This is a genomic window from Streptomyces sp. NPDC055506, assembly GCF_053643595.1.
On the sequence record NZ_JBSHKH010000016.1, the window covers coordinates 25,491 to 51,534 of the forward strand.

General features: G+C 71.6%; 20 protein-coding genes. 8 read left to right on the top strand and 12 right to left on the bottom strand.

Annotated features, from left to right (window positions below):
- Nucleotides 1-17: 17 nt before the first annotated feature.
- The 3 genes from ACWIF2_RS09125 to ACWIF2_RS09135 all read right to left on the bottom strand — a co-directional run bounded on the left by ACWIF2_RS09125 (nt 18) and on the right by ACWIF2_RS09135 (nt 3,564).
- On the bottom strand, nt 18-1,220 hold the full coding sequence (locus ACWIF2_RS09125) for an LLM class flavin-dependent oxidoreductase (RefSeq protein WP_454359476.1): 1,203 nt from the start codon (nt 1,218-1,220) through the stop codon (nt 18-20).
- Nucleotides 1,221-1,323: 103 nt separating this feature from the next.
- The gene (locus ACWIF2_RS09130) at nt 1,324-2,271 is read right to left on the bottom strand and encodes a glutathione S-transferase C-terminal domain-containing protein (RefSeq protein ID WP_454359477.1); all 948 of its coding nucleotides are present in this window, start codon (nt 2,269-2,271) and stop codon (nt 1,324-1,326) included.
- A 375-nt stretch (nt 2,272-2,646) separates the two neighbouring features.
- Nucleotides 2,647-3,564, bottom strand: a complete 918-nt coding sequence (locus tag ACWIF2_RS09135) for an LLM class F420-dependent oxidoreductase (protein WP_454359478.1) — start codon at nt 3,562-3,564, stop codon at nt 2,647-2,649.
- 93 nt (nt 3,565-3,657) lie between these two features.
- On the opposite strand from ACWIF2_RS09135, the gene ACWIF2_RS09140 reads away from it, so the two are divergent.
- The 5 genes from ACWIF2_RS09140 (at nt 3,658) to ACWIF2_RS09160 (ending at nt 16,486) form a co-directional block, all read left to right on the top strand.
- Nucleotides 3,658-4,179, top strand: a complete 522-nt coding sequence (locus ACWIF2_RS09140) for a DinB family protein (protein ID WP_454359479.1) — start codon at nt 3,658-3,660, stop codon at nt 4,177-4,179.
- Between the two features lie 82 nt (nt 4,180-4,261).
- The gene (locus tag ACWIF2_RS09145) at nt 4,262-12,304 is read left to right on the top strand and encodes an SDR family NAD(P)-dependent oxidoreductase (RefSeq protein ID WP_454359480.1); all 8,043 of its coding nucleotides are present in this window, start codon (nt 4,262-4,264) and stop codon (nt 12,302-12,304) included.
- Entirely contained in the window at nt 12,301-13,794 is a 1,494-nt protein-coding gene (locus ACWIF2_RS09150; RefSeq protein WP_454359481.1) for a tryptophan 7-halogenase, read from the top strand. Before ACWIF2_RS09145 ends, ACWIF2_RS09150 begins: the two co-directional genes overlap by 4 nt.
- 113 nt (nt 13,795-13,907) lie before the next feature.
- Entirely contained in the window at nt 13,908-15,419 is a 1,512-nt protein-coding gene (locus tag ACWIF2_RS09155) for an aromatic amino acid ammonia-lyase (RefSeq protein WP_454359524.1), read from the top strand.
- Nucleotides 15,416-16,486, top strand: coding sequence for an ABC transporter substrate-binding protein (locus tag ACWIF2_RS09160; RefSeq protein WP_454359482.1), 1,071 nt, complete (start codon nt 15,416-15,418; stop codon nt 16,484-16,486). The genes ACWIF2_RS09155 and ACWIF2_RS09160 overlap by 4 nt, the downstream gene beginning before the upstream one ends.
- A 7-nt stretch (nt 16,487-16,493) precedes the next feature.
- Here the strand turns inward: ACWIF2_RS09160 and ACWIF2_RS09165 are convergent, their stop codons facing one another.
- Nucleotides 16,494-17,348, bottom strand: a complete 855-nt coding sequence (locus ACWIF2_RS09165; protein WP_454359483.1) for an endonuclease/exonuclease/phosphatase family protein — start codon at nt 17,346-17,348, stop codon at nt 16,494-16,496.
- A 381-nt stretch (nt 17,349-17,729) separates the two neighbouring features.
- On the opposite strand from ACWIF2_RS09165, the gene ACWIF2_RS09170 reads away from it, so the two are divergent.
- The 3 genes from ACWIF2_RS09170 to ACWIF2_RS09180 all read left to right on the top strand — a co-directional run bounded on the left by ACWIF2_RS09170 (nt 17,730) and on the right by ACWIF2_RS09180 (nt 20,376).
- Entirely contained in the window at nt 17,730-17,873 is a 144-nt protein-coding gene (locus ACWIF2_RS09170; protein WP_454359484.1) for a hypothetical protein, read from the top strand.
- Entirely contained in the window at nt 17,873-18,826 is a 954-nt protein-coding gene (locus tag ACWIF2_RS09175) for a phosphoglycerate dehydrogenase (RefSeq protein WP_454359485.1), read from the top strand. The genes ACWIF2_RS09170 and ACWIF2_RS09175 overlap by 1 nt, the downstream gene beginning before the upstream one ends.
- Nucleotides 18,827-18,945: 119 nt before the next feature.
- Nucleotides 18,946-20,376, top strand: coding sequence for an Nramp family divalent metal transporter (locus tag ACWIF2_RS09180; protein ID WP_454359486.1), 1,431 nt, complete (start codon nt 18,946-18,948; stop codon nt 20,374-20,376).
- Nucleotides 20,377-20,402: 26 nt separating this feature from the next.
- Here the strand turns inward: ACWIF2_RS09180 and ACWIF2_RS09185 are convergent, their stop codons facing one another.
- The 8 genes from ACWIF2_RS09185 to ACWIF2_RS09220 form a co-directional block, all read right to left on the bottom strand.
- Entirely contained in the window at nt 20,403-20,564 is a 162-nt protein-coding gene (locus ACWIF2_RS09185) for a hypothetical protein (RefSeq protein ID WP_454359487.1), read from the bottom strand.
- Between the two features lie 165 nt (nt 20,565-20,729).
- Nucleotides 20,730-21,419: a maleylpyruvate isomerase family mycothiol-dependent enzyme gene (locus ACWIF2_RS09190; protein ID WP_454359488.1), complete on the bottom strand. Its 690-nt coding sequence runs from the start codon at nt 21,417-21,419 to the stop codon at nt 20,730-20,732.
- A gap of 30 nt (nt 21,420-21,449) precedes the next feature.
- A complete protein-coding gene (locus tag ACWIF2_RS09195) occupies nt 21,450-21,959 on the bottom strand; it encodes an N-acetyltransferase family protein (RefSeq protein ID WP_454359489.1) in 510 nt (169 codons plus the stop codon).
- Between the two features lie 210 nt (nt 21,960-22,169).
- Nucleotides 22,170-22,895, bottom strand: coding sequence for a dienelactone hydrolase family protein (locus ACWIF2_RS09200; protein ID WP_454359490.1), 726 nt, complete (start codon nt 22,893-22,895; stop codon nt 22,170-22,172).
- 191 nt (nt 22,896-23,086) lie between these two features.
- The gene (locus ACWIF2_RS09205) at nt 23,087-23,917 is read right to left on the bottom strand and encodes a barstar family protein (RefSeq protein WP_454359491.1); all 831 of its coding nucleotides are present in this window, start codon (nt 23,915-23,917) and stop codon (nt 23,087-23,089) included.
- Between the two features lie 215 nt (nt 23,918-24,132).
- Nucleotides 24,133-24,432 carry a hypothetical protein gene (locus tag ACWIF2_RS09210; protein ID WP_454359492.1) on the bottom strand — a complete coding sequence of 100 codons (300 nt, stop codon included), beginning with the start codon at nt 24,430-24,432 and terminating at the stop codon, nt 24,133-24,135.
- A 31-nt stretch (nt 24,433-24,463) separates the two neighbouring features.
- A complete protein-coding gene (locus tag ACWIF2_RS09215) occupies nt 24,464-24,856 on the bottom strand; it encodes a nuclear transport factor 2 family protein (protein WP_454359493.1) in 393 nt (130 codons plus the stop codon).
- Nucleotides 24,857-24,996: 140 nt separating this feature from the next.
- Nucleotides 24,997-25,995, bottom strand: coding sequence for a helix-turn-helix transcriptional regulator (locus ACWIF2_RS09220; RefSeq protein WP_454359494.1), 999 nt, complete (start codon nt 25,993-25,995; stop codon nt 24,997-24,999).
- Nucleotides 25,996-26,044: the final 49 nt, after the last annotated feature.

The window sequence follows — 26,044 nt, forward strand, 5'->3', positions numbered from 1 at the left end:
GTAGGACTCCTCCGGCTTCAGGCGGTGGCGTAGCGGTTGGCGGGGCGGGCGAGCCCGAGCAGCCCGCGCAGGGTGTCCGCCTCGTAGGCGTGCCGGAAGGCGCCTCGGCGTTGCAGTTCCGGTACCAGGCCGCGGGTGATCCGCTCGAGGTCGTGGCCGATCACTCCGGGGCGCAGCCGGAAGCCGCTCAGGCCGGCCCGGCGGCGCTCCAGCAGCAGGTCCGCCAACTGCCCGGGCGTGCCGGTGAAGATCTCGGCGTCGCTGGTGTAGGGGTAGCCGGCCAGGCCGTCCAGACGGGCCTTGCGATCCGCCGCCGTCGTGTGGTCGTCGTCCAGGAACACGACCAGGTCACCGAAGACATGGAGCGGCTCCCGCTCCCGGCCTGCCTCGGCCCGGGCGGCACGGATCTCGGCGACGACGGCCCGGGCCTGGTCGGTGTCGTGCGGGGTGACGTAGCCGATGTCCGCCGAACGGCCGACCAGTCGATAGGGCACGCTCTGGTGCGCGAGCGCGCTGACGACGGGCTGTCCCTGCGGCGGCCGGGGTGTGATCGAGGGTCCCTTGACGCTGAAGTGCCTGCCCTCGAAGTCGATGTAGTGCAGCTTGTCGCGGTCGATGAAGCGGCCGGTGGCGACATCGCGGATCTCCGCGTCGTCCTCCCAGCTGTCCCACAGGCGGCGTACCACCTCGATGTGGTCGGCGGCCTCCTCGAACAGCTCGGTGATCAGGTCCCGGCCGGCCGGGGTGTCCCGGTCCTCGGCGCGCAGGGACGGGAAGGTGCGGCGGCCGAAGTGCGCGGCCTCGTTCTGCCGCGCCGACACCTGGACGCGCAGGCCCGCGCGGCCGGTGCTGACATAGTCCAGGGTGGCGATCGCCTTGGAGATGTGGAACGGCTCGGTGTGGGTGGCGACCACGGTCGGCACCAGCCCTATGCGCCGGGTCAGCGGTGCGACCCGGGCGGCGATCAGTACCGCGTCCAGCCGGCCCCGCACCTGGTCGGTGCGCTCGTCCGGCTCTGTGGGGTGCGAGGACTGCGGCCCGAGCGCGTCCTCGAAGGTCACGAAGTCGAGCAGGCCGTGTTCGGCCTCCGTCACGAGGCCGGCCCAGTAGCCGGCGGTGAACACGTCCTGGGGCCGGGCGCCCGGCTCACGCCATGACGCCGGGTGCCAGCCCGTACCGTCCAGCGCGACGGCAAGGTGCAGAGGGGGAGGTGCGGACACGAAGAGGGTGCCTTCCAGGTCGGCCGTACGGGTTCAACAGCCCTCCCGAGGAGGGCACGGGGCCCGCCATGTTCCGGTATGGCGGGCCCCATGTCGTCGCAGATTAGGCGGAGTCGGTCGGACGAAGGTGGAGGGCGTATTGCGGTTCCATGAAGCCGGTCGGGCCCTGCCGGGCGGTTCCTTCCGCGATGTGAACGGCCCAGTCGAGGATCTGTACCGCCGCCCCGGCGGCCTCCAGCCCTTGGCAGTGGGCGTGGTGCCTGCGGGCGATGCCGTCCAGGTCGAGATGGCGGCCGAAGGCGGGGTGGGCGGCGAGCCGTCGGGCGTAGGTCCACAGGTGCGGATGGTCGGCGACGCGGTGGACCGCTGCGGCGTCCAGGTGCAGTCGGTGCACGGTGTCGAGCTGGACCAGGGCCACCCACAGCCGCACGTCGGCGGCGGTCAGTTCATCGCCGAGGACGAACTCCTGGTCGGCCAGGCGCCACTCCAGCGAACCCAGGACCCGCAGGAGGGAACCGAGGGCGGTGTGGCGGGCCGTGGCGTCGGTGTCGGCCTGTCCGGCGCGCTGTGCGGCCTCGTTGACGCTGTGGTCACAGAGGCGTTCGACGGCCTCTATCTCCTCCTCCGCGCCGGGCGGGTAGAGGACGGGACCCTCGGTGCCGTCGTCGCCGAAGAACCGGGCCAGGTCCCGGAGGATGTGCGAGGAGTGGGTGGTGACGATCCGCCCGGTCCAGGTGTCGCTCAGCACCGGTGCGAGGGCGGGGCCGGGGTGCCGGTGCGAGCTGGCCTCGTACAAGGGGCTCAGCGCGGAGTGTCCGCCGTCGGGCCGGTCGGGGAGGGCCGGCAGCAGCACGACCGGGAGGGTGTCCTCCAGGCCGAGCAGGCTGTGGGTGATGGCGATCCGCAGACAGTGGGGGCAGGACAGCGAGAGGTGGAGGCGGTAGCGGCGCGGCGCGGCGTAGTAGCCGCTGTTGGCGTCACAGCCGATCCTGCCCCGGAACGGCGGTGGTGAGGGGAGGGACGGGACGGTGGTCAGGGGTGCGGCGGGCATGTGTCTCCCTGGGTCCGGGTCCGGCATGTGGTTCTGGGAGGTGCGGCGGGAGGGCAGCGCACGTGGGGGACGGGTGCGCGGCGGCGTCGGCGCGTACCCGTGCGCGGCGGGGTCGCGGCGCCGGGGGGCGCCGCCGATTCAGCGGAGGGGGTTCGCCGCGCTGCAGACGCGCAGGAGATCGATGTGCCGGCGGGAGGTGAGGAGCAGAGACCACCGGCCCGCGCGCGACGCGCGGTCGGCGGGCGGCTCCAGTCGCTCCATCATTTCCTACCGATGCACTAGGGATCTCTGCTCTGGAGTGTCAGGCGGCTTTCCCGCCACGTCAAGAGGGCCTGCGCCCGCCGTGGCTCCGCCGCCTCCCTCCTGCCCGGTGCCTCAGCCGTTCGCCAGCTCTCCGAGCAGCTTCCAGGTGCGGTGCCGGTCGGCCTCGCTGCCCAGGTCCGTCGTCGTGAAGACCACCTCCGTCGCCCCTGCTTCCCGGTACCGGGCGACCTCGGCGGCGACGGTCTCCTCGTCCCCGATCACGGCCTGGTCGACGGCCCGGGTGCCGCCGGACAGTCCGATGACGCGCTGGTAGGACGGAAACCGCTCGTAGAAGGCGAGCGCCTCGGTCGCCTGCTCGCGCACGCTCTCGGCGTCGGCGGTGACCACTCCGGGGACGAACGCCACGATGCGGGGCGCGGGCCGGCCGGCCGCCTCGGCCGCGGCGGTGACGGCCGGGACGATGTGCTCGGCGAGGGCGCGTGGGCCGGCCAGGTAGGGGAGGATGCCGTCCGCGAGTTCGCCGGAGACGCGCAGCGCCTGCGGCGCCATGGCCGCGACCAGCAGCGGCACGGGAGGTTCGGCACCCGGCACGGTGCCCGGCAAGGGGGTGGTGGCGGTCAGCAGCTCGCCGTGGAAGTCGGCGCTGCCCGTCTCGAGGAGTTGACGCAGGGCGGTGAGGAATTCCCTGAGCAGGCGGATGGGGCGCTCGTGCGGGATTCCGAAGCCGGTCTCCGTCAGGTACTTGGTGCCGAGCGCGAGCCCGAGGTGGTAGTGGCCGCGGGTCGCCGCCTGGGCGGTCTGGGCCTGGCTGGAGATGAGGAGCGGATGGCGGCCGAAGACGGGGATCGCGGAGGTCCCGACCTGCAGCCCGGGTACCTCGCGGCCGACGATCGCGGCCAGCGTGGGTGAGTCGTAGGCGAAGGTCTGCCCGAACCAGGCGGAACGTAATCCGGCCTCGTGGGCTTCCCGCGCCAGCCGTACCGTGCCGTCGATCTCATGGTGAAGGGGAAGCGCTACTCCGATGGTCATACCCGGGCAACCGGCCTCCTCGCGACCGGCATTCCTGCTCGCTTGTGACAGGCTCATGAACGCACACATCCTGACCGGCCTATCGTTGCGCTCATGGTCTTCGAGTCAACGACAGATCCCGCCGTCTTCCACGCGGCGTTCCGCGATCAGTTCGAGGTCTTCCTCGATGAGCATCGAGCCGCGCTGCACGACAGTCTCAACGGGCTGACCGAGGAGCAGGCGCGCCGGTCGCTGGTCGCGTCCAAGACCACGCTGCTCGGCCTGGTCAAGCACGCCACGTTCGTCGAGAAGGTCTGGTTCGACGAGGCGATCACCTGCCGGTCCCGTCGCGAGATCGGCATTCCCGACTCGCCCGACGAGTCGTTCGACCTCCACGACGACGACACGATCGCCTCGATCCAGAAGGCCCATCAGCAGGCGTGCGCGGCGTCCCGCCGAGCCACTGAGAAGCTGACGCTGGACGACGTCCTGCAAGGCAACCGCCGGGGCCCGCTGCCGCTGCGCTGGATCTACCTGCACACGCTGCGCGAGCTGGCCCAGCACTGCGGCCACGCCGAGATCCTTCGCGAGCAGATCCTCGACGACGTCCCCGGCGACACGATGCGCCCCAGCTGATCCGGAGCGCCGACCTGAGCACCGCCCCCGGGTCCCGTAAGGTCAACATCGTTGCACCGAGCAGGACTTGGGAGGCGGAGACATGGGGCGTGACGAGCTGATCCGGCCGGTGCCGGAGCTGTTGCGGCAGCACGCCGAGGCGGCCCCGCAGCGGGTCGCCTACTCCGACTCGGCGCGCGGCGTCACCTACGCCGAGCTGGAGCGGCGCACCCGCTCGCTGGCCTCCTACCTGAAGACCCGAGCAGCACTGCGTGCTGGCGACCGCGTGGCGATCTGCCTCGGCAACCGCGTGGAGACGGTGGAGAGTTGCCTCGCCGTGCTGCGCGCGGGACTGGTCGGCGTACCGCTCAACCCGCGGTCCTCCGACGCCGAGCTGGCCCACTTCCTCCAGGACAGCGGCGCCGCGTTCGTCATCACCGATGCCGCGCACCTCGCACAACTACGGCGCCTGGGAGCGCCGTACGACCGCCTGGGCGTCCTGGTCACCGGGGCCGGGCCGGTCCCGGACAACGCCGAGCCGTTCCTGAGCGCGGTCGAGAGCGACGCGTCCGCGGAGATCGACCTGCTCGGGCTCGACGATCCGGCCTGGATGCTCTACACCTCGGGCACCACGCACCGGCCCAAGGGCGTGCTGTCCACGCAGCGGGCGGCGTTGTGGTCCGTGGCCGCCTGCTACGCCCCGATCTTCGGCCTCTCGCCCGACGACCGGCTGCTCTGGCCGCTTCCGCTGTTCCACAGCTTCAGCCACTCCCTGGCGATCCTGGGCGTGACCGCTGTGGGCGCGAGCGCCCGGATCGCCGGTGAGCTGCTGCCGCCGGGCGGGCTGCGACAGGAGTTGCTCACGGCGCACGAGGGGCTCGGCGGGCCCTTCACCATGCTGGCCGGCGTGCCGACGACGTATCACCGACTGGTCGACTCGGCGGGCGAACTCCCGCAGGCGCTGCGGATGTGCGTGGTGGCCGGTGCGCCGAGCGGCCCGGCTCTGCGCGCGGCCGTGGAGGAGACGCTGGGGGCGCCGCTGCTCGACGCGTACGGCAGTACGGAGACCTGCGGCATGATCGCGGTGAACCGCCCCGGCGGGCCAAGAGCCGAAGGTTCCTGCGGGGCGCCCGTCCCGGGCATGGACGTACGCCTCGTCGACCCGCGCGGCGGCGAGGACGTCCCGGACGGGGCCGAGGGCGAGGTCTGGGTGCGAGGGCCGAGCCTGATGACCGGGTACCACGGGCAGCCCGAGGCGACGGCGGCCGCGCTGCGGGACGGCTGGTACCGCACCGGCGACCTGGGCCGTCGCGTCGAGCACGACCAGCTCCGGCTCACCGGCCGGGTCAGCGAATTGATCATCCGCGGGGGCGAGAACATCCACCCCACGGAGATCGAACAGGCTCTGGCGCGGTGTCCGGGCGTGTCCGAGGCCGTGGTCGTGGGTGTCCCGCACGACGTGCTCGGCGAGGTGCCGGTTGCCTTCGTCGTGCCGGATCCGGACGGGATCGACGCCCGGCGGGTGCTCGCCGAGTGCCGCACCCGGCTGGCCGACTACAAGGTGCCGGTCGAGATCCATGAGATCGCCGCCGTCCCGCGCACCGCGTCCGGCAAGATCGCCCGGCACGCGCTGGCCGTCCCGGCTCCGGCCACGGCCGGCCCCGCTCGTACCGCCCTGCGCGAGCGGCTGCTGCCTCTCTCCCCCGAGGACCGGGAACGCGCGCTCCGCGAAACGGTGCTCGCCACGACAGCCGAGGTCTGCCGGCCCGCACCCGGTGATCTGCCCGACGCGGAGAGCCCCTTCGCCGATCTCGGCATGACGTCCGTAGGCGCCGTCGAGCTGGTGGACCGGCTCGGCGAGCTGACCGGCCTGGACCTGCCGTCGGCCCTGGTCTTCGACCATCCGACACCGGCCGAGGTCGCCCGGTACTTGCGCGTGGCACTCTTCGAGGGCGTGCCTGACGAGCACCCCCGTGCGCCCCGTGCACGGGACCGGTCCCCCGACGACGATCCCGTCGTGATCGTCGCCATGGGCTGCCGGTATCCCGGCGATGTCAACTCCCCGGAGGATCTGTGGGAGTTGGTGACGCAGGGGCGGGACGCCATCTCGGAGTTCCCGACCGACCGCGGCTGGGACCTGGACGCCCTGTACGACCCGGATCCCGACCGGATCGGCACGTCGTACACCCGACACGGCGGATTCCTGCACCGGGCCGCGGAGTTCGACGCCGGGCTGTTCGGGATCTCGCCGCGCGAGGCACTCGCGATGGATCCGCAGCAGCGGCTGCTCCTGGAGACGTCCTGGGAGGTGTGGGAGCGGGCCGGAATCGATCCCGTCTCGGTGCGCGAGAGCGACACCGGTGTGTTCGTGGGCGTGATGTACGGCGACTACTCCGCCCGGTTCAGCCGCTCCCACGAGCTGGAGGCGCACCTGGGGCTGGGCTCGGCGGGCAGCGTGGCCTCGGGGCGGATCTCGTACGTCTACGGTCTGCGCGGCCCCGCGATCACGGTCGACACCGCGTGCTCGTCCTCGCTGGTGGCGCTGCACCAGGCGGCGCGGGCGCTGCGCTCGGGCGAGTGCTCGCTGGCGCTGGCCGGCGGGGTCACGGTGATGGCGACGCCCAAGCCGTTCCTCGCGTTCAGCCGGCAGCGCGGGCTGTCGCCGGACGGACGGTGCAAGTCGTTCTCGGCGGCGGCCGACGGTACGGCCTGGGGCGAGGGCGTGGGCCTCGTCCTGCTGGAGCGGCTGTCCGACGCCCGGCGCAACGGCCATCCGGTCCTGGCCGTGCTCCGCGGCTCCGCCGTGAACTCCGACGGCGCGTCCAACGGGCTCGCCGCGCCCCACGGGCCGGCACAGCGGCGGCTGATCACACGAGCGCTGGCGGACGCGGGCCTGCGCGCCGGTGACGTGGACGCGGTGGAGGCACACGGCACCGGCACCAGGCTGGGCGACCCCATCGAGGCGGGAGCCCTGCTGGCCACGTACGGGCAGGACCGCGAGCAGCCGCTGTGGCTCGGGTCGGTCAAGTCCAACCTCGGGCACACACAGGCGGCGGCCGGAGTCGCCGGCGTCATCAAGATGGTGCAGGCCCTGCGGCACGGCGAACTGCCCCGGACCCTGCACGCCGACTCGCCCTCACCTCATGTCGACTGGTCCTCCGGCCGCGTGGAGCTGCTGACGGACGCACGGCCCTGGCCGGCCTCGGACCGGCCGCGGCGTGCGGGAGTGTCGGCTTTCGGGATCGGCGGGACCAACGCGCATGTGATTCTGGAGGAGGCTCCGGAGGGGGAGGCGGCGGTCTCCGCGGAGACGGTGGCGGCACCGCCCGCGCCCTGGCTGCTCCCCGCCACCGTTCCATGGTTGCTCTCCGCCGCCGACGAACCCGCCCTGCGCACCCAGGCCCACCGGCTCGCGGCCGACATGACGAACCGGCCCGGACTGTCGTTCTCCGACGTCGCCCACTCGCTGGCGGTATCGCGCTCCGCACTCCCCCACCGGGCGCTCGTGCCGGCCGGCGACCGGACCCGGATGCTGGACGCGCTGACCGCGTTGGCGGAAGGCCGCGACGCACCAGGGGTCGTACGAGGACTGGCGGGCCCGGAGATCCGTACGGCCTTCCTGTTCACCGGGCAAGGCGCCCAGCGCCCGGGGATGGGCGCCGAACTGCGCGCAGCGTTCCCCGTGTTCGCCGACACCTTCGACGAGGTCTGCCGGCACCTGGACGACCGTCTCCCCCAGCCGCTCAGCGCGGTGCTGTCCGCCGAGCCGGGGGCACCGGAGGCGGCTCTGGTGGACCGTACGGACTTCGCCCAGGCCGGACTGTTCGCCTTCGAGGTGGCGCTGTTCCGGCTGCTCGGGGCGTGGGGCGTGCGCGCCGACCGCCTCGCGGGGCACTCCGTCGGCGAGCTGGCTGCCGCGCATGTCGCCGGGGTGCTCGATCTGCCCGATGCCGCGACGCTCGTCGCCGCGCGAGGCCGTCTGATGCAGGCACTGCCCACCGGCGGCGCGATGGTGGCGCTGGACGGGACGGAGGAGGAAGTCCGCACCGCGCTCGCGGAGTTCGGGGCACAGGCGGCGGTCGCTTCCGTGAACGGGCCTCGTTCCGTGGTGATCTCGGGCGCGCGGGACGCGGTGCGCGCCGTCGCGGCCCGCTTCGAGGCGCGGGGCCGCCGGGCCGTAGGGCTGCGGGTGAGTCACGCCTTCCACTCGCCCCTGGTCGAGCCGATGCTCGACGAGTTCCTGGCTGTGGCCGAGAGGTTGACCTTCCGGCCGCCGCGGATCCCGATCGTCTCCACCGTGACGGGCCGCCCCGCCGAGCCCGCCGAACTGTGCTCGCCCGAGTACTGGGTGCGCCACGCCCGGCTTCCCGTGCGCTTCGCCGACGCCGTGCGCCGACTCGCGGACGACGGGATCTCCGCCTACCTGGAACTCGGCCCCGGGCCCGTCCTCACCGCGGCGGCCACCGACTGCCTGTCCGACGCGCCCACGACGGGCTCCGTTCTCGCCGTGGCGACACGAAGCGGTGCGTACGAGCCGGAGACGCTGCTGTCGGCCGTGGCACGGCTGCATGTGGCCGGGGCCGCTGTCGACTGGGCGGCGGTGTACGCGGGTTCAGACGCGCGCCGCGTGGACCTGCCGACCTACGCCTTCCAGCGGCAGCGGTACTGGCTGGACGCACCGCGCCCGGCGGCGGCCGACGGCGGGGCCCTGCTGAGCCCGGCGTTCCCGGTGCCGGACACCGGGCGGACGGTGCTGACCGGACTGTTGTCCCTCGGGACCCACCCGTGGCTCGCGGACCATGTCGTCGCCGGGAGGGTCATCGTGCCGGCGACGGTGTTCGTCGAGATGGCCGTGCGGGCGGGAGACGAGGTGGGCCGCGGCACGGTCGACGAACTCGTGCTGCTGTCACCGCTCGCTCTGCCCGGTCCCGCGGGGGTGCGGATCCAGGTCGTGGTGGGCGCGCGGGACGACTCGGGCCGGCAGACGATCGACATCTACTCCCGGTCGGAGGAGTCCGCCGAGGACCCCTCATGGACGAGAAACGTCACGGGACAGCTGGGCCTCGGTCGCACGGCGCGGGACGAGCTGACCCAGTGGCCGCCCCAGGGCGCCGAGGCGGTGGACCTCACCGGCGCGTACGCCGCCCTCACCGAGGCCGGGCTCGCCTACGGGCCTGCCTTCCAGGGGGTCCGCACGGTCTGGCGGCGCGGCGACGAGGTGTTCGCGGAGGTCGGGCTGCCCCCGTCGCACGCGTCGGAAGCGGGCCGCTTCCAACTCCACCCCGCGCTGTTCGACGCCGCGTTGCACGCCCCCCTGCTGGGCCGGTCCGCCGGCACGAGCACGGTCCGTGTGCCGTTCGCCTGGAGTGGCGTGAGCCTGCACGCCTCGGGAGCCACGGAGCTGCGGGTCAGGGTGACGCCCACGAGCCCGGACACGGTCTCGCTGACCCTGGCCGACCCGTCCGGCCGACTCGTGGCACACGTGGACTCGCTGACCATCAGGGAGCTCCCGGCCGACCGGGCCGACATGGCAGGCGACATGGCCGATGACACGGCTGACGACATCGTACGAAGGGCCCTGCTACGCCCTGAGTGGTCCGCCCTCGACGTCTCCGGCGACACCGACGAGCGCGCCTGGGTGGTACGCGGGCCCGACGAGCTGAACCTCGCCGGGTTCCTGACCGGTCCCGCGAACCCCGAGGTCGTCGCCGTCACCGCCATCGCCCGTGCCACCGGCGCCGATCCGCTCTCCGCCGTGCACGAGCTGACCGGCCGCGTCCTCAAGGCACTCCAGGACTGGCAGGGCGATCCGGGTACGGCGGGCTCACGGCTGGTGGTGGTGACGCGGGATGCCACCGGGCCGGTGCCCGACCTGGCGGGTGCGGCGGTCTGGGGGCTGGTGCGCGCGGCGCAATCGGAGCTGCCCGGTCGGGTGGTCCTGGTGGATGTGGACGGGCGGCCCGAGTCGCTGCGGATGCTGCCGTCGGCGATCGCCACCGGCGAGACGCAACTGCGAGTGCGGGAGGGGCAGGTGACGGTACCGCGACTGGCTGCGGCCGGTGATGCCTCGGACTCCGCGGCTCCCTTCGACACGAACGGCACAGTGCTGATCACCGGAGGCACCGGCGCGCTCGGCGCGGAGCTGGCACGTCACCTGGTCGCCGAGCACGGCGTACGGCATCTGCTGCTGACCGGACGCCGAGGGCCAGGGGCACCCGGCGCCCGGGAACTGCGCCGCGAGCTGGAGGAGTCGGGAGCGCGGGTCGCCGTCGTCGCCTGCGATGCGGCCGACCGCGCCGCCCTGGGCGAGGTGGTCAAGCGCTGCGAGCCTCCGCTGACCGCGGTGGTGCACGCCGCCGGGGTCCTCGACGACGGCGTGCTGGACTCGCTGAATCCCGGGCGGATGGCGGCCGTGCTGCGGCCGAAGGCCGACGCGGCCTGGCATCTGCACGAACTGACCCGGGACATGGAGCTCTCGGCGTTCGTCGTGTTCTCCTCCGTCTCCGGTCTGCTGGGCCGGGCCGGTCAAGGCAACTACGCGGCCGCGAACTCGTTCCTCGACGCCCTCGTCCAGCGCCGTGCCGCCGAGGGGCTCCCTGCGGTGTCGCTGGCTTGGGGCCCGTGGGAGCACACCGCCGGCATGGCGGCGGGGCAGCTCCCACGGCGCCCGCAGGCAAGTGACGTGTTCGTGCCTCTGTCGACGCAGCAGGGCTTGGCCCTGTTCGACGCCGCGCTGCGCTCGACGGAGCCGGTCCTGGCGCCGATCCTGCTGGACCGGGCAGCGCTTCGGTCGGCTGCGGGGCACCTGCCGCCGCCGTTGCGCGGGCTCGTCCGTCAGAACCGGCCGACCGTGGCCGCGACGTCCTCCGGTTCGGCCGGGTCTTCCGGGTCTTCCGGGTCTTCCGGGTCTTCCGGGCAGATGCTGGAGGCGGGAGCCTGGCGCAAGCGGCTGGCCTCCGTACCCCTCGGTGAGCGGGAGGCGGCGCTCGTGGAGTTGCTGCGGGCCGATGTCGCCGCGGTGCTCGGTTACCCGGACGCCGACGCGCTCCCGGCCGGCAAGACCCTCGCCGACCTGGGGTTCGACTCCCTCACCGCGGTGCAGATCCGCAACCGGCTCAGCATCGCGCTGAAGCTCCGGCTGTCGGCCGCGGTGGTGTTCGAGCACCGTACGGCCGAGGAACTGGCACGCCATCTGCTCGGCCTGCTGGACGACGAACCGGCGACGGCCACGGCGACGGCCACCCAACCCACAGGGCCCGAGCCACAGGCGTACACCCTCTCCTCGCTGTTCCGGACGGTCAGTGCGGCCGGACAGCCGGTGGCGGCGATGCACCTGCTCGTCACCGCGTCCTGGGCGCTGCCCACCTTCCCGGCCGCCCGGGGACGCGAGCACGCGCTGCCCCCGATCCGCCGCTCCCACGGCCGCTCCGGGTCCGGCACCGGCTCCGGAAGGCCGACGGTCGTCTACTTCCCGGCCTACCACCCCTCGCTCGCGTCGGACGACGGGGACTTCCCCCGCTTCCACCGCGCGTTCCAGGACGACCTGAGCGTTCTGGAGTTCCCGCACCCGGGGATCGGCGCCGGTGCCGCCGTACCGGAGGACCGTGCCGCCCTGGCGCGTACGCAGGCCGAGAACGTGCTGCGGCACGTCGGGGACGGGCCCTTCGTGGTCGTGGGACGGTCGGCGGGCGGCAATGTGGCGCACCTGGTGGCCCACCAGCTGGAGACCATGGGCCGGGCAGCGACCGGTCTGGTGCTGCTGGACACCTACCACGTCACGCCGGAGAACAGCGACAAGGACTGGCTGCTGTCCCTGGGCGCCCCACCGCCGCAGGACACCGGACGGCCGCTCTTCACCGGGGACGACGACAGCGCCCTGGCGGCGATCGGTGCCTACAACCGGATCTTCCTCGGCTGGGCCCCGGAACCGGTCGCCACACCCACGCTCCTTGTGCGCGCTCTGCGGCCCACACCCGCCATGGCGGCCTCCGCCGACGCGGACCACTGGCGGACGTCCTGGCCCACGGCACACGAGACCGCGGACGTCCCCGGCGACCATCTGACGATGATGCGGGAGCACGCGGAGACCACCGCGTCGGCGATCCGCACCTGGATCGACGCGCGCACGACGAAGGGAGACCAGTGAGTCCAGCCCATCCCCCGCGGGACTTCGACGTCATCGTGGTCGGTGGCGGCCCGGCCGGGTCGACCGTCTCGGCGGCCGTCGCGCTGCACGGCCATCGCGTCCTCCTCGTCGAGAAGGAGACCTTCCCGCGGTACCAGATCGGTGAGTCCCTGCTCCCCTCCACCGTGCACGGCGTGTGCCGGATCCTCGGTGTCGAGGACGAGGTGGCGCGGGCGGGCTTCAAGCCGAAGCGCGGCGGCACGTTCCGCTGGGGCCGCAACCGGGACCCCTGGCAGTTCTCCTTCGCGCTGTCGCCCCGGCTGGCCGACCCGACCTCGTTCGCCTACCAGGTCGAGCGGTCCCGGTTCGACGCGATCCTTCTCGACAACGCCCGCCGGGTCGGGGTCGACGTACGGGAGGGCTGCCGTGTGACCGACGTGGTCGCCGACGAGGAGCGGGTCCGCGGGGTGCGCTGGACCGGCCCCGACGGTGAGGTCCGCGAGGCCCGCGCCCGGTTCGTCGTGGACGCGTCCGGCAACGGCAGCAGGATCCACCCGCACGTCGGCGGAAAGCGGATCTACTCCGACTTCTTCCGCAACATCGCGGTGTTCGGCTACTTCGCAGGCGGCGCGCGGCTCCCGGCGCCGAACGAGGGCAACATCTTCTGCGCCGCCTTCGACGAGGGCTGGATCTGGTACATCCCGCTCCGGGACGACCTGACCAGCGTCGGGGCCGTGGTCGCCCGCGAGAACGCCGAGGCCGTCCAGGGAGACCCGGCGACCGCCTGGCGCCGGCTGATCGACGCCTGCCCGGAGGTACGCGACCTGCTCGACGGCGTCCCGCAGGCCACGGAGGCGCCCTACGACCAGGTCCGTGTCCGCAAGGACTGGTCGTACTGGAAGTCGCGGCTGTGGCGGCCCGGCATGGCACTCGTCGGAGACGCGGCGTGCTTCGTCGACCCGGTGCTCTCCAGCGGGGTCCATCTGGCGACCTACGGCGGACTGCTCGCCGCCCGGTCCCTCAACGGCTGCCTCGCCGGAACCCTGGACGAGGAGCGGCTGTTCGCCGAGTTCGAGGCGCGCTACCGGCACGAGTACAGCCTGTTCCACGAGTTCCTGGTCTCCTTCTACGACATGCACCAGGACGAACGGTCGTACTTCTGGAAGGCGCGCAAGGTCACCCATATCGGCACGACAGAACTGGAGGCGTTCGTCGAACTGGTGGGCGGTCTGGCGTCCGGTGACGCGTCACTCACCGGGGCCGGACCGGCGGGCGAACGGCTGACCGCGGCGGCCGACGACTTCGAGCGAGCGGTGCGCCGTCTTCCCGACTCCGATGACCTGCGCAATCCGCTCTACGAGTCCAAGACCTTCCGGCAGGTGTTCCAGGAAGGGACCGTCCTTCAGGAGCGCGGGCTGTTCGGCGGCCCGCTGGAGGACGAGGCGCCGCTGCGGCCGGGCGGTCTGGTGGCGTCGGAGGACGGGCTGTCCTGGGTCGACCCCGAGCCGTAGGAATCACACGGTCACCGCCATGAGATACCCCTTGCCTGAATGTATAGCCTCATGCAGAGTTCTTGGTGCATGAATAGCGGTCAACTGCCTGGATCGAGGGGTGTTGGGGCTTGATCTCGTCTCAGACTGTGGACACTCCCAGAGGTGTCGGGCACGGCTCGGCTCTGGTCGCTCTCGACGGCACCGGTCTCGGTGTGGCGGACGTCGCGCGGCTCGCCCGTGGGACCGTGCGGCCGACTGCCCGGAGCGAGGCGATGCGGCGTATGGAGGTGTCCTGGAACGCCGCCCGGCAGATCGCCGCGACCGGCCGCGTCTACGGCCGCTCCACCGGCGTCGGCGCCAAACGGAACGAGGACGTGCCCAGCGGTGCGGACGCCGAGCACGGTCTGCGGCTGCTGCGCAGCCACGCCGGCGCCATCGGTGAGGAGCTTCCCGCCCGTGAGGTGCGCGCGATGCTCGCCATCCGGGCCAACCAGCTGCTGGCCGGAGGCGCGGGGCTGCGGCCCACCGTCGTGACGGCGCTGTGCGAGGCGCTGGAGAGCGGGGCGTACCCGGTCGTCAACGAGTTCGGCTCCGTCGGGACCGGCGATATCGCGGCCCTGGCGCAGGCGGGGCTGGCCTTGGCCGGGGAGCATCCCTGGCGCGGGGGCACCCCGCCGGAGCCCCTGCCGCTCGACAACAACGACGCGCTGGCCTTCATCAGCAGCAACGCCCTCACCCTCGGCCAGTCGGCCCTCGCCCTGCACGAGCTGCGCGGGCTGCTGGAGGCCACCCAGGTCGTCGCCGCGCTGTCGCTGCTGGCCACCGACGGATCGCACGAGGCCTACGCCGCTCCCGTGCACGCCGCCCGTCCGCACCGCGGCTGCGCCGACGTCGCCCGCCGGATGCGGGAGTTGATCGGCGCGGCGGATCGTCCGACCCCGCCGCTGGACCGTCTCCAGGACCCGTACGGCTTCCGCTGTCTGCCCCAGATCCACGGCCCGGCCCATGACGCGGCGGACGCCCTGGAAGAGGTCGTCGCCGTCGAGATCAACGCGGCCGCCGAAAACCCCCTGATCTTCCCCGAGGACATGGCCGCCTACCACCACGGCGGCTTCTACCAGGCCCAACTCGCTCTCGCCCTGGACCACTTCCGACTGTCGCTGACGCAGGTGGCCCGTCTGTCGACCTCTCGCCTCGCGACCCTGAACGAGCCCGCCTACACCCGTCTGCGCCCCTTCCTCTCCGACCAGGAGCCCGCCTCCTCAGGCGTGATGATCCTGGAGTATGCCGCCGGGGCCGCACTCGGTGATCTGCGGGCGTTCTCCGCGCCCGCGTCGCTCGGCCACGCCGTGCTCTCCCGCGGCGTCGAGGAACAGGCCAGCTTCGCGTCCCTGGCCGCGCGTCAGACACTGCGCGCCTGCGCCGCGTACCGGCTCGTCGTCGGCTGTGAACTCGTCGCCGCCGTACGGGCATTGCGCCAGCGAGGGCTGAGGCCCGAGCCGGGGCTTCCGGTGGCCCACGCGCTGGAACTCGCCGGATCGGTGCTCGACGAGGACCACGCCGACCGGCCGCTCACGGACGATGTGACGGCGGCGGCCGCTCTGCTCGACCGGTTCACGGACATCTGGAGGAAGGGCGCGTGAGGTCACCCGTACGGATCGGCGCACTCGTTCCGCTGAGTCGGCCCGGCTGGGCGGAGGCGGGCCGGCACCTGCTCGCCGGACTCGAGTTGGGCATATCCGAAGTCAATGACTCCGGCGGGATCGCCGGGGGACCACTCGAGCTGGTGGTGCGGGACACCGCGGCTGATCCCCGGAGGGCCACGGCGGCAGTGGACGAACTGGCCGCCCTCGGCGTGGCGGCCTTGGCCGGGGAGTATCACAGCGTGGTCGCCCGCGCCGCTGCCGCCAGGGCCGATGCCGTCGGCCTGCCGTTCCTCTGCTCGTCGGCGGTTCTCGACGCGCTCACCGAAGAGCCGACGGACTGGGTCGCGCGCCTGCCCCCGCCGCAGTCCCACGGCTGGCGGGTCTACGCGGACTTCCTCCTCGGCGCGGGCCACACCCGTATCGCCGTGGCGACCCAGCCGAGCGTCTACTGGGCATCCGGGATCCGCATACTGCGGGACTCTCTCGCTCCACGCGGCGGCACGGTCACCGAACTCGACAGCGCGCTCACTCCCACGGCCGTGTGCGACGCACTCGTCGACCATCGCGCGACGGCCCTCCTGCTGCTGGTCGGCCACCCGGAGCCGGCCGTGCCGATCGTCCGGTCCGTCCGGGGCGACCAGCGCCTCGCCGAGGTCACGATCGGCGCTCCGGCCGGACAACCGGAGTTCACTGAATGGGCGGAGTCGCTGGGCGGCGACGGCGCCGGGATCCCGTTCCTGCGCTACCTGCCCGAGCACCTCACCCCGCTCGGCGCACGAGTCGGTACGGCCCTCCGCGAGCGGCTGGCCGAAGCGCCCTCCTTCGTCGCCTTCGAGGGCTACGACACGATCGCCGTCCTGGCCGACGTCCTGCGTTCGCACGGCACGGACCGGCGGCGCGTCGCCGACTCCTGGCCGCGTGTCGCGGTCGAAGGCACCCGCGGGCAGATCCGGTTCACCCGCACGCCGGGCATCAGCGTCCGGCAATGGGCCGGGCCACCCATCCAAGTCGTCGATCGGGATCCGGCGGACCTCGACCGCTTTCGGGTCCTTCACACCGGCTGAGGAGCGGTCAGGGGCCCTCGCTGAAGGTCGGATCCACGTCGGTGTACAGCAGGTCGTGGTCCGAGTACGGGGTGGTTTGCACCCGGTGCCTGAGCGGGGCGATGCCTCGCAGGAAGACGTAGTCGAACTTGCTGCGCCAGTCGGTGGTCGGCCTGCAGGTGCCGGCGGACGAGGGACGGCACTCGGGATCCGTATCCGCGGCCAGGGCCCAGATCGGGGCGAGTTCGGAAGCCTCCGGCACGGCGTTGAAATCGCCGATGACGATCGCGCGGTCGTGCCGGGCGACGTCTGCGGCCAGTACGCGGGCCTGGTCCGCCCGGACTGCTTCCTGACGTCGTTGGGCGAGGTGGGTGTTGTAGACCCGGACGGGCTGGCCTCCCACCATGGTGGTGACGGCCATGTAGCCACGGTCCTCTGATCCTCCGTCGGGGTATTCCACCTCGACGGCGTCCCTCATCGGGGCCGCAGAGAGGACCGCCTGGCCGAAGGCTCCCGGATTCCACGGCACTCCCCCGCAGCGCCCCCAATCCTGAAGAACCGTGCCGTACTCGACGTGGTATTCCAGCCCGTGGAGGCTCTTCAGATACTCCCGGATCCTCTCGACGTCCCGCACACACGCTTCTTGCATGCCGATGACCTGAGGCGCATACGTGGCGATCTCCGCCGCCCGGCCGACGTTGCTCGCATCGCAGGGGTTGCAGATGTTCCACGTCATGACCCGGTTCGGTACGACATCCCTGACGGCGTCGACGGGCACGGACCTGCCGAAGAGGGCACCGCTGGGCGCACTGGGTCCGACAAGCACCATGCAGGCCGCGACCACGGCACCCGCGAGTAACCGCGTACCCCTGACGAGCACCATCGCCTCCTCCGTGTGGACACCTGTGGCATTCGACGTCTCCACGCACGAGGTTATGGGACGGAGCTGTGAGCGACACACGCTTCTGATCCATCGGCAGGTGCGCGATCCGCGCAACCGCGGCGCTCCGCGACTCTGCTCGGCTCATGACACGTGGTGCGCGAAGTGCGCGCGAACCCTTGCGCGATCCGCGCAGCCATGCGAGCGTTCCCCTGGCGCCGACGCCTGTCACCCCAGGACGACGACGCCATCTGCGCATTCCGCGCACCCGGCGCACCGCAGACGCACATCCGGCGTCCGACAGCCGCGCACCCATCACGAGGCATCACCCGCCCGCGCCCCGTCCCGGCACCGCTCGCATCACCCGCCCAGGAAGGAAACGCCGTGACCGTCGGCATCCAACTCCCGCAAGTCCCCGTACCGCTGTCCCGTCACTTCCTGGGCAGGATGGCGGTTTCCATGCCGCACGCGCTCGCTGGGTGCGTGGACGCCGCCGGCGGCCGCGCGGCACGCGGCGGAGCGCGCTGATGCCGACCACGCTCATCACGACGCCCACCTTCGCGCGGCATTCGGCACTCCCCTGGCAGATCCTCGAAGAGAACGGGGCAGGACCACTCCGCCCGTGCGCCGACGCGGCCCTGCCCACCGCCGAACTGTTCTCCCGCGCCGCCGAAGCGGACGCCCTGATCGTCGGCATGGACCCCATCACCGCCGAGGTACTGGACGCCGCACCCCGTCTCAGGGTGATCGCCAAGCACGGCGTCGGCGTGGACACCATCGACGTGGCCGCCGCCCACGCCCGTGGCATACCGGTGGTGTGCGCGCCGGGCAGCAACTCCCGTGCGGTGGCCGAGTACAGCTTCGGTCTGCTCCTGTCGGCGACGCGCTCCCTCACGGCCTCGCACACGGCGGTGGAGTCGGGTGGCTGGCCGAAGCTGTTCGGCCCCGAACTGCACGGCAAGACGCTCGGGATCGTCGGCTTCGGCCGCATCGGGCGTCTGCTCACCGGCTACGCCCGCGCCTTCGGGATGCGTGTGCTCGCCCACGACCCGTACGTCCCGGGCGACGACGTCCGCGCGCACGGCGCCGAACCTGCCGCCCTCGACGACCTGCTGGCCCGCGCCGACGCCGTCAGCCTGCACACCCCGCCCGACCCGTCCGGCACTCCGCTGCTGGACAGCACCCGTCTCGCGGCGATGAAACCGGGCGCGATCCTGGTCAACGCGGCGCGCGGCGGCCTCGTCGACGAGAGCGCGCTGGCCGACCTGCTGTGCTCCGGGCACCTCGGGGCCGCAGCCCTCGACGCCTTCAGCACCGAGCCCCTGCCCGCCGACCACCCCCTGCGCGAGGCCCCCCGCACCCTCCTCACCTCGCACATGGCCGCCTGCACTCCGGAGGCCAACCAGGCCATGGGCGCGATCGTGGCCGAGGACGTCGTCCGCGTACTGGCAGGCGAGGCACCGCACCACCAGGCCCGCTGAGCCCCGCCCTTGATGGCCCGGCCGCCCCGATCCCTCCCTCCCCCTCCCCCCACACACGACACACCTCTGTCCCCGTACCGGATACCGGTGACGACGCCGGAAGATCCCTAGGACCTGACATGGCCATCACGTCGACCGACGGCGCCGCCGCGGCGCCGCCCCCCGCGCAGCCCGACCCGTACGCGCTGCGCGCCGAAGACGCCCGCCCGGCGCCCGACCACTTCCGCGGCCGCCTGCGCCACCTCGGTCCCGGGCTCATCCTGTCCGCCGCGGTCGTCGGCTCCGGTGAACTGATCACCACCACCTCGCTCGGCGCGAAAGCGGGCTTCGCCCTGCTGTGGCTCGTGATCATCTCCACCGCGGTCAAGGTCTGGGTGCAGATGGAGCTGGCCCGCTGGACCATCCTCAACGGCCGCCCCGCGCTGGACGGCTTCCGCGACGTCGGACCCCGCATCGGCCGCCTCAGCTGGATCAACTGGCTGTGGATCGGCATGGACTTCGCCAAGATGTTCCAGCGTGGCGGCATCATCGGCGGCACCGCGGCCGCCTGCTCCATCCTCTTCCCGATCCACGGCGGATCGCTGAGCGGCACGTCCCTCACGATCTGGGCCGTGATCGTCACCGCCGCCGCCATCCTCATCCTCCAGACGGGCAAGTATCACGTCGTCGAGCGGGTCGAGGTCATCGGCATCACGCTCAAGACGGTCATCACCGTCGGCCTGGCGCTCGCCCTGCCGCTCACCGCGTACGGCTACGGGACCGAACAGCTCGCCGACGGGCTCAGCTTCCAGATCCCGGCCGGCACGGTCGGCATCGCCCTCGCGATGTTCGGCATCACCGGCGTCGGCGCCGACGAGATGACGACCTACACGTACTGGTGCCTCGAGAAGGGCTACGCCCGCTGGACCGGCCCCGACGACGGCACAGAGCAGCGCGCCCGGCGCGCCGAGGGCTGGCTCAAGGTCATGCGGCTCGACGTGGCTGTCTCCTGGTTCGTGTGCACCATCTGCACCCTGTCCTTCTACGTGATCGGCGCATCCGTGCTGCATCCGCAGGGCCTGGTGCCCGAGGGCAACGACATGATCACCACGCTGTCGCACAGCTACACCGACACGCTCGGTCCCTGGGCCGAGTACCTCTTCCTGGGCGGCGCGATCTCCGTGCTCTTCTCGGTCACCGTCGCCTCGTCGGCCAGCGTCCCGCGGCTGTGGACCAACACCCTCGGTCTGCTCGGGGCGATCGACTGGAACGACATGCGTGTCCGCACCCGCACGGTCCGGATCCTCACCTGCTGTCTGCCCCCGGTGTGGATGTCCTTCTTCCTGTGGGTCCAGTCTCCGGTCCTCATGGTGCAGATCGGCGGAATCGGAGGCGGCGTCTTCCTCCTCGCCGTGGTGATCGCGGTCTGGCGCCTGCGCTACACCGGCGTCCCGCCGCGCTTCCGCGCCAACCCCTGGATGACCGCCGCCCTCGTCCTCAGCAGCGCGGCGATTCTCTTCCTCGGGGTGTACGGCGTGCTCGAGACGCTGGGCTTCATGCCGGACGACTGACCGGCTATGCCCCCACGCGGCGATGCTCAGCCCCGCACGGCGGCGTCGTAGACGGCCCGCGGGGGGGGAGTTGTCCCCGGGTAGCCGAAGGCGGTGACCCGATCACCGGCCGGACGGCCGAAGGCGACCTTCTGCGCCCCCACCGCGTCGATGAGCCGCTTCCCCCTGGCCGGGGTGGCGACGACCATCGCCGCTATGTCGTTGACGGTTTCCTCGGCCCAGGAACGCGGTGTCTTGGCCGACTTGACGGCGTAACGGCCGTACGGCGCCTTGCCCTTGGCGTGACATGGAGGTCCTCGCGGAGACCGGCATCCCGCAGGTCGCCGGACAACGTCCGCTGCCCGGCGAAGACGTCACCCACGGTCCGTTCGCTGTGGCGGGTGGGGCGGCCAGGGACCGAGAGCGGGCAGCCCCTTCGTCGCCATTGGTGTCATCACAGGCGTACGTCCGGCGAGCCAGGCCGCCAGGTCGCGTACACGTCCGGTGACCACCGTGCCCGGCTCGGCGTCACCCACTGACCATTGGTGACCCACGTCTTCGGCACGCAGGCGTGTGCCCGCCGGAAGGCGGCCGAGGAGGAAGGCGATGGCATGTGCGGCCAGGTCCTCGGGCCAGTCGTCCGGCCGCACACCGCATTCCAGGTCGACCATGTGGATCCATGCCTCGCGCCAGCGCGCGAAGACCGTGGCGGCAAGGTCCGCGTTGCGGAAGGTGACGGGCCGGGCCCAGTCCATGTCGCCGACGCGCGCCCAGGCCGCCTCCAGCACAGCAGTGTGCGCGGCGAGTTCGGCACGGTGCTCGGCGGCGCTTCGGCCCGCCATGGCCTCGATGATGGCGTTGCGCTCGTCGACCCCGCCGTCGTATCCCGCCACGAGCTCACCGCGCAGGGCATGCTCCGCGAGACGGGCGAACATTCTCGCGTTGTCGGTGAGATGGGCCAGAACGTGGCCGCGTGACCAGCCCGGAAGGGCGGATGCCTCGGCCACCTGCTGGTCGTCCAGCCCGGCCACGAGCCTTTGCAGCATCCTGTGGGCTTCGATCACCGCTGCGACTGGAGGTGGCATGCCCCCGCCCTAGAGGGCCGGGGGCTGGTCGAGGACGGCCGGGACCTGGGCAGCGAGTTCCCTGAGGGGCTCACCGCTCAGCCGGCACACCCTCCACTCGTCGAGGAAGTCCACGCCGAGCGACTTGTAGAAGTCGATCGTCGGCTCGTTCCAGGCCAGAACCCACCACTCGAAGCGCTCATAGCCCCTCCGCTCGCAGATCGCGGCCAGGGAGGCGAGCAGAGCCTTGCCGTGTCCCCCTCCTCGGGCCTGCGGGCGCACGAAGAGGTCCTCCAGGTGCATGCCGCGCGTGCCGGTCCAGGACGAGAAATGGGGGAACCACAGGGCAAAGCCCACTGCCTCGCCCGTCTCGTCGTCCTCGGCGATCAGCGCGAAGGCAGCGGGGTGCTCCCCGAACATCGCCTCACGGAGCTGCTCCTCGGTCGCCCGGGCCTGGTCAACAGACCTTTCGTACTCGGCGAGTTCGCGGATCATCGCGCGGATCTCCGCGACGTCGTTCACAGTAGCGGCACGGATCATGCCGGAGATCATCGGTCACGGAACCATGGCGTGTCCATCCGATTCCGCGTACGTGAAGTCAGACGTGAAGTCAGCTCTGCCCGGGATGTCGGCAGCCGCCGGTGCACAGTTATCTGCACCTCTTCTCCTCGTTGCTCGCGGTGTTGGTCATCACTCGGCATCCCCGCACGCCGCCGTCCGCAGGAGTGAACAAACCCTAGTCTGCCCAGATCACTCCGTTATGGGTAGGCACTCGGCGAGCAGGTCGAGGACGTCCCGCCAAGCTCGCTGCGCATGCTGAGGGTGATAACCGACCCCGGGAAGCACGATGTGGTCGACCGGTGGGTGATGGAAGGCGTGCAAGGCGCCGCCGTAGACCACAAGGCGCCAGTCGACGCCCGCAGCCTGCATCTCGGCGGTGAATGCGTCCCGTTGCGCGGGCGGCATGATCGGGTCTTCCGACCCGACCCCGGCCCACACCGGACAGTGAATGCGCGCCGCCTCGCCTGGTCGGCCCGTGGTCAGTCCGTTGACTGTCGCGATGGCGCGCAGATCGACGCCGTCGCGCCCGAGTTCCAGCGCGATTGCGCCCCCGGTGCCGTAGCCGACGGCGGCGATCCGGTCCGGGTCGGTCCGCGGCTCGGCACGGAGCACGTCGAGCGCCGCGTGGCCAATGCCTCGCATCCGGTCGGGGTCGGCGAGCAGTGGCATGCAACGGGCCAACATCTCCTCAGGGTCGCCCAAATAGCGCCCGCCGTGGAGGTCGAAGGCCAGCGCCACGTATCCCAGCTCGGCGAGCGCATCGGCCCGGCGGCGCTCGATGTCGCTGAGCCCCGTCCCCTCGGGCCCGACCAGGACCACGGGCCGACGGTCGACACCGGCCGGGAGCGCGAGATGCCCGATCATCGTCAGGCCGTCGGCCGCGTATTCGATCGCGCGCGTCGTCACCGTCGTCATGAGCCTGGACTGTAGTGATCGTCGGGCCCGGTCGGGCCGGTGTTCTGCCGCTGGCAGAAGGCAGGTCTCTTGCGTATTCCGGAACCACCCCGTCAGCGGTGCAGCTCAGAGCCTGTGAACAAACCGCCGTCCGCCCGAAGGGCGGGCTCACCGGACGCCGCTGTGCACAGACGCGGTTTGTTCACAGGCTCTCACCGAAGGATGACGCTCACACCTCGTTCCTCGAAGATCTCCAGGAGCAGGTCGAACAGCACAAGCTCGCGATCGCCGACGGGCACGCGCTCTGCCAACCGCGTCCGAGCCTCGGCCGAGAAGTCCCAGTGCAGGGTGAACGGAGTGGTCGCGCCCCAGCCGCCTCTCAGACAGTCGTCCAGAGCGCCCAGGTTCCAGCCGAAGTATCCACCGGGTCCGTTGATGGCCTCACCGATCGCGCAGTAGAAGGTGTCCCGGTCAACGACATGTCGGCCGTCCAATGTGAACACCTGGCCTGCAGGCGCATCGGGCTTCCCCTGGCGCTGGTACTCCCGGGACCACAGGGCCACCGACAGCCACGCGTGTCGGTCCTCGGGCGCGAGTTCGTACCACATTCCGGTGTGGTTCAGGCGGCCGGTGCGAACCAGTTCCCACGGTCGTTCAGCTCCGGGCAGGGCGTTCTCGCACCAGAGCGTCACCGTGAGGTCGACAAGGCCGGCACCGCTGGCGGAGGGCTGGACCTCCATGACGGTGACCTCGTTGACGAAGTAGGACCCCATGGTGGCACCGTCACCGTCGAGGAGGTCGAGCCAGGCGTTCCCCGCCATGGCACGACGACTGCCGACGTGGTCAACGCACCTCAGTAGGCCACCCTGCGGGAGGCAACCCGTGAGATGCACTCGGCGCGCGCCCTCCTCACCCGGCAGGGACGTGAACAACCCCTCTGCCTCGTGAGCGAAGCCCCAGAAATCGCTGTCGTCCTGATCCGAGGTCAGCGCGTACTTCTGCCCCTCGCCGCCCAGCACCGTTGTTCGCATCGCGCCCCCCATGAGAGCGCTGATCCTACCGACGCCGGGGGATCTGCCCGGCGGCCGCCGGCGCCGCCAACATGAGAGTGAAGTGCAGAGAAGTCCACCAGGACAGAACTGTCAGGTGAGGAACTTGGGGGTCAGCTCCTCTGAGCGGTAGAAGAAGCAGACCAGGAGGATCGCCCGTTCGTGGGCTTCGAGGCTGCGGCCGAGTTCGCCGACGTGCTTGAGGGTCTTCACCCGACGTAGGTATCGGCGTTGACGAGGAAGTCGAGCCGTGACTGCCCGAGGAACGTCTCACGCCGGACGGACTTCGCGGTGACGATCTGCGGCAGGAGCCCGCTACCGAGGGCTGTTTCGACGTAGCGGTTGGCCGCGGTCTGGTTGATGCCGATCCAGAGGGGCTGCCGGGCACCGGACGGATCCACGCTGACCGCCTCGACCGTATAGAGGATCTTGCGGGTGCTGCGGTTGCTGCGGGACGCAGGCTCGCCGATGCGGCCGGTGGTCGGGCTGCGGGTCCACCGTCGCCGCACAGACGGACGGCGGGCCCGCTCCCGCGACCGATCAGTGCCGGGGGTCGCCTCCGGCCTTGATCGTCGGGCTGAGGTCGAAGACGCTGATCACATGGGTGATCTTGCCGTCCTTGACGGTCATGTAGTCCATGCCGCGGAAGTCCTTCGCGAAGGGCACGTCGGTGGTGTAGACGGTGGCGGCCTGGGTGTCATTGCCCAGCACGTCGATCACCGTGCCGCTGATGACCTTGCTCGCGAACGGCTCCAGGAACTGGCGGTAGCGGTCCCGGCCCTCGAAGCGGCCGTTCGGAGCCTCGCACACGACGTCGTCGGCGAGGAGATCCAGTGCCTTCTCGACATCGCGGCCGAGCCAGGCCCGGACGAACTCGTCGGCGATCTTCTGGGCGGAGTCGCCGGCGGCAGTCATGTCGCTGGTGGCAGTCATGGGGAACAGTCCTTCCAGGTGGTTGATCCTTAGTTCGTGTCCTCATGCTGGCAGGGGATACTTGACAGGTAGCGTCAGGTATCTCAGAGACTCCTCGTCATGGACGCACGCGCCTGAGCGGACGCACCCCACCGGACGAGTCAGGCGCCGCGGCCCTCCGCGTACAGGGAGACCGTCTCCTGAGCCCGGCGCACCAGAGCCTCGCGCAGTTCCACAGGCTCCAGCACCTCCACCGCCGGGCCGAACACCAGCAACTGTTCGGCCGCGCGAAGCGCCGGGAACCGCAGCTCCAGCTCCACCGGTTCCCCCTCACCGCCCGCGCTGGCCTCGGCCTCCTCCAGAACAGGCATCGGGCCTGCGAGGTCGGCTTCGTGGTAGCGCAGGAACCGGGCCAGCACCGACCGCTGCACCCGGGCCACCACCCGCACCGAGGCGGGAATCCGGTCGATGCCCTCTCGCAGCACCTCCCACACATCGGCCAGCTCCGCCCCCGCACGGCGGCGTACCGGCTCGTCGACCACCGACGCCGACAGCATCCGATCGAGGCGGAACATCATCGGCTGCCCCCGGTGGTCCGCCACCAGGTACCAGGCCCCGGCCTTGCTCACCAGCCCGTACGGATCCAGCGTGTACGAGCGCACCTGAGCGTCGCGGCCGTGCCGGTAGCGCAGCCGCAGCCGACGGTCGTTGAACACCGCCGCCTGCAGCACACCGAGATCGACCGTCGAAGGACGCGGGCCGGTGCGCCAGCGCATCGGATCGATCATGATCCGTCTGCTCGCCAGATCCGCGTCCCCGCGAAACGGCGCCGGCAGCGCCACCATCACCTTGCGCAACGCCGAACCGATCGCCTGCCCCAGCCCCAGATCCGTGTGCGCCTGCTCCGTGACCAGCACGAACAAGGCACGGGCCTCGTCCGCGGTCAGACCGGTGACGTCGGTCCGATACCCCGGCAGCAAGGCGATACCTCCCTGGCTCCCGCGCTCCGCGTACACCGGCACACCCGCGGCCGACAGCGCCTCGACGTCCCGGTAGATGGTGCGCACCGAGACCTCCAGGCGTGCTGCCAGGTCGCCGGCGGGCAGCTGCCCGTGCGCTTGCAGCAACAGCAGGATGGAAAGCAACCGGTCCGACTTCATGCCTCAAGCATGCTGTACATACATGACGGCCGACGTCATGTATGTACGC

What these genes read in the sequence shown, in the direction of transcription:
- ACWIF2_RS09145 (WP_454359480.1), top strand. Translation starts at nt 4,262, where the DNA reads ATGGGGCGTGACGAGCTGATCCGGCCGGTGCCGGAGCTGTTGCGGCAG.
- ACWIF2_RS09195 (WP_454359489.1), bottom strand. Translation starts at nt 21,959, where the DNA reads ATGATCCGTGCCGCTACTGTGAACGACGTCGCGGAGATCCGCGCGATG.
- ACWIF2_RS09220 (WP_454359494.1), bottom strand. Translation starts at nt 25,995, where the DNA reads ATGAAGTCGGACCGGTTGCTTTCCATCCTGCTGTTGCTGCAAGCGCAC.
- ACWIF2_RS09180 (WP_454359486.1), top strand. Translation starts at nt 18,946, where the DNA reads ATGGCCATCACGTCGACCGACGGCGCCGCCGCGGCGCCGCCCCCCGCG.
- ACWIF2_RS09130 (WP_454359477.1), bottom strand. Translation starts at nt 2,271, where the DNA reads ATGCCCGCCGCACCCCTGACCACCGTCCCGTCCCTCCCCTCACCACCG.
- ACWIF2_RS09135 (WP_454359478.1), bottom strand. Translation starts at nt 3,564, where the DNA reads ATGACCATCGGAGTAGCGCTTCCCCTTCACCATGAGATCGACGGCACG.
- ACWIF2_RS09185 (WP_454359487.1), bottom strand. Translation starts at nt 20,564, where the DNA reads ATGGTCGTCGCCACCCCGGCCAGGGGGAAGCGGCTCATCGACGCGGTG.
- ACWIF2_RS09205 (WP_454359491.1), bottom strand. Translation starts at nt 23,917, where the DNA reads ATGGGGGGCGCGATGCGAACAACGGTGCTGGGCGGCGAGGGGCAGAAG.
- ACWIF2_RS09140 (WP_454359479.1), top strand. Translation starts at nt 3,658, where the DNA reads ATGGTCTTCGAGTCAACGACAGATCCCGCCGTCTTCCACGCGGCGTTC.
- ACWIF2_RS09175 (WP_454359485.1), top strand. Translation starts at nt 17,873, where the DNA reads ATGCCGACCACGCTCATCACGACGCCCACCTTCGCGCGGCATTCGGCA.
- ACWIF2_RS09165 (WP_454359483.1), bottom strand. Translation starts at nt 17,348, where the DNA reads ATGGTGCTCGTCAGGGGTACGCGGTTACTCGCGGGTGCCGTGGTCGCG.
- ACWIF2_RS09215 (WP_454359493.1), bottom strand. Translation starts at nt 24,856, where the DNA reads ATGACTGCCACCAGCGACATGACTGCCGCCGGCGACTCCGCCCAGAAG.
- ACWIF2_RS09200 (WP_454359490.1), bottom strand. Translation starts at nt 22,895, where the DNA reads ATGACGACGGTGACGACGCGCGCGATCGAATACGCGGCCGACGGCCTG.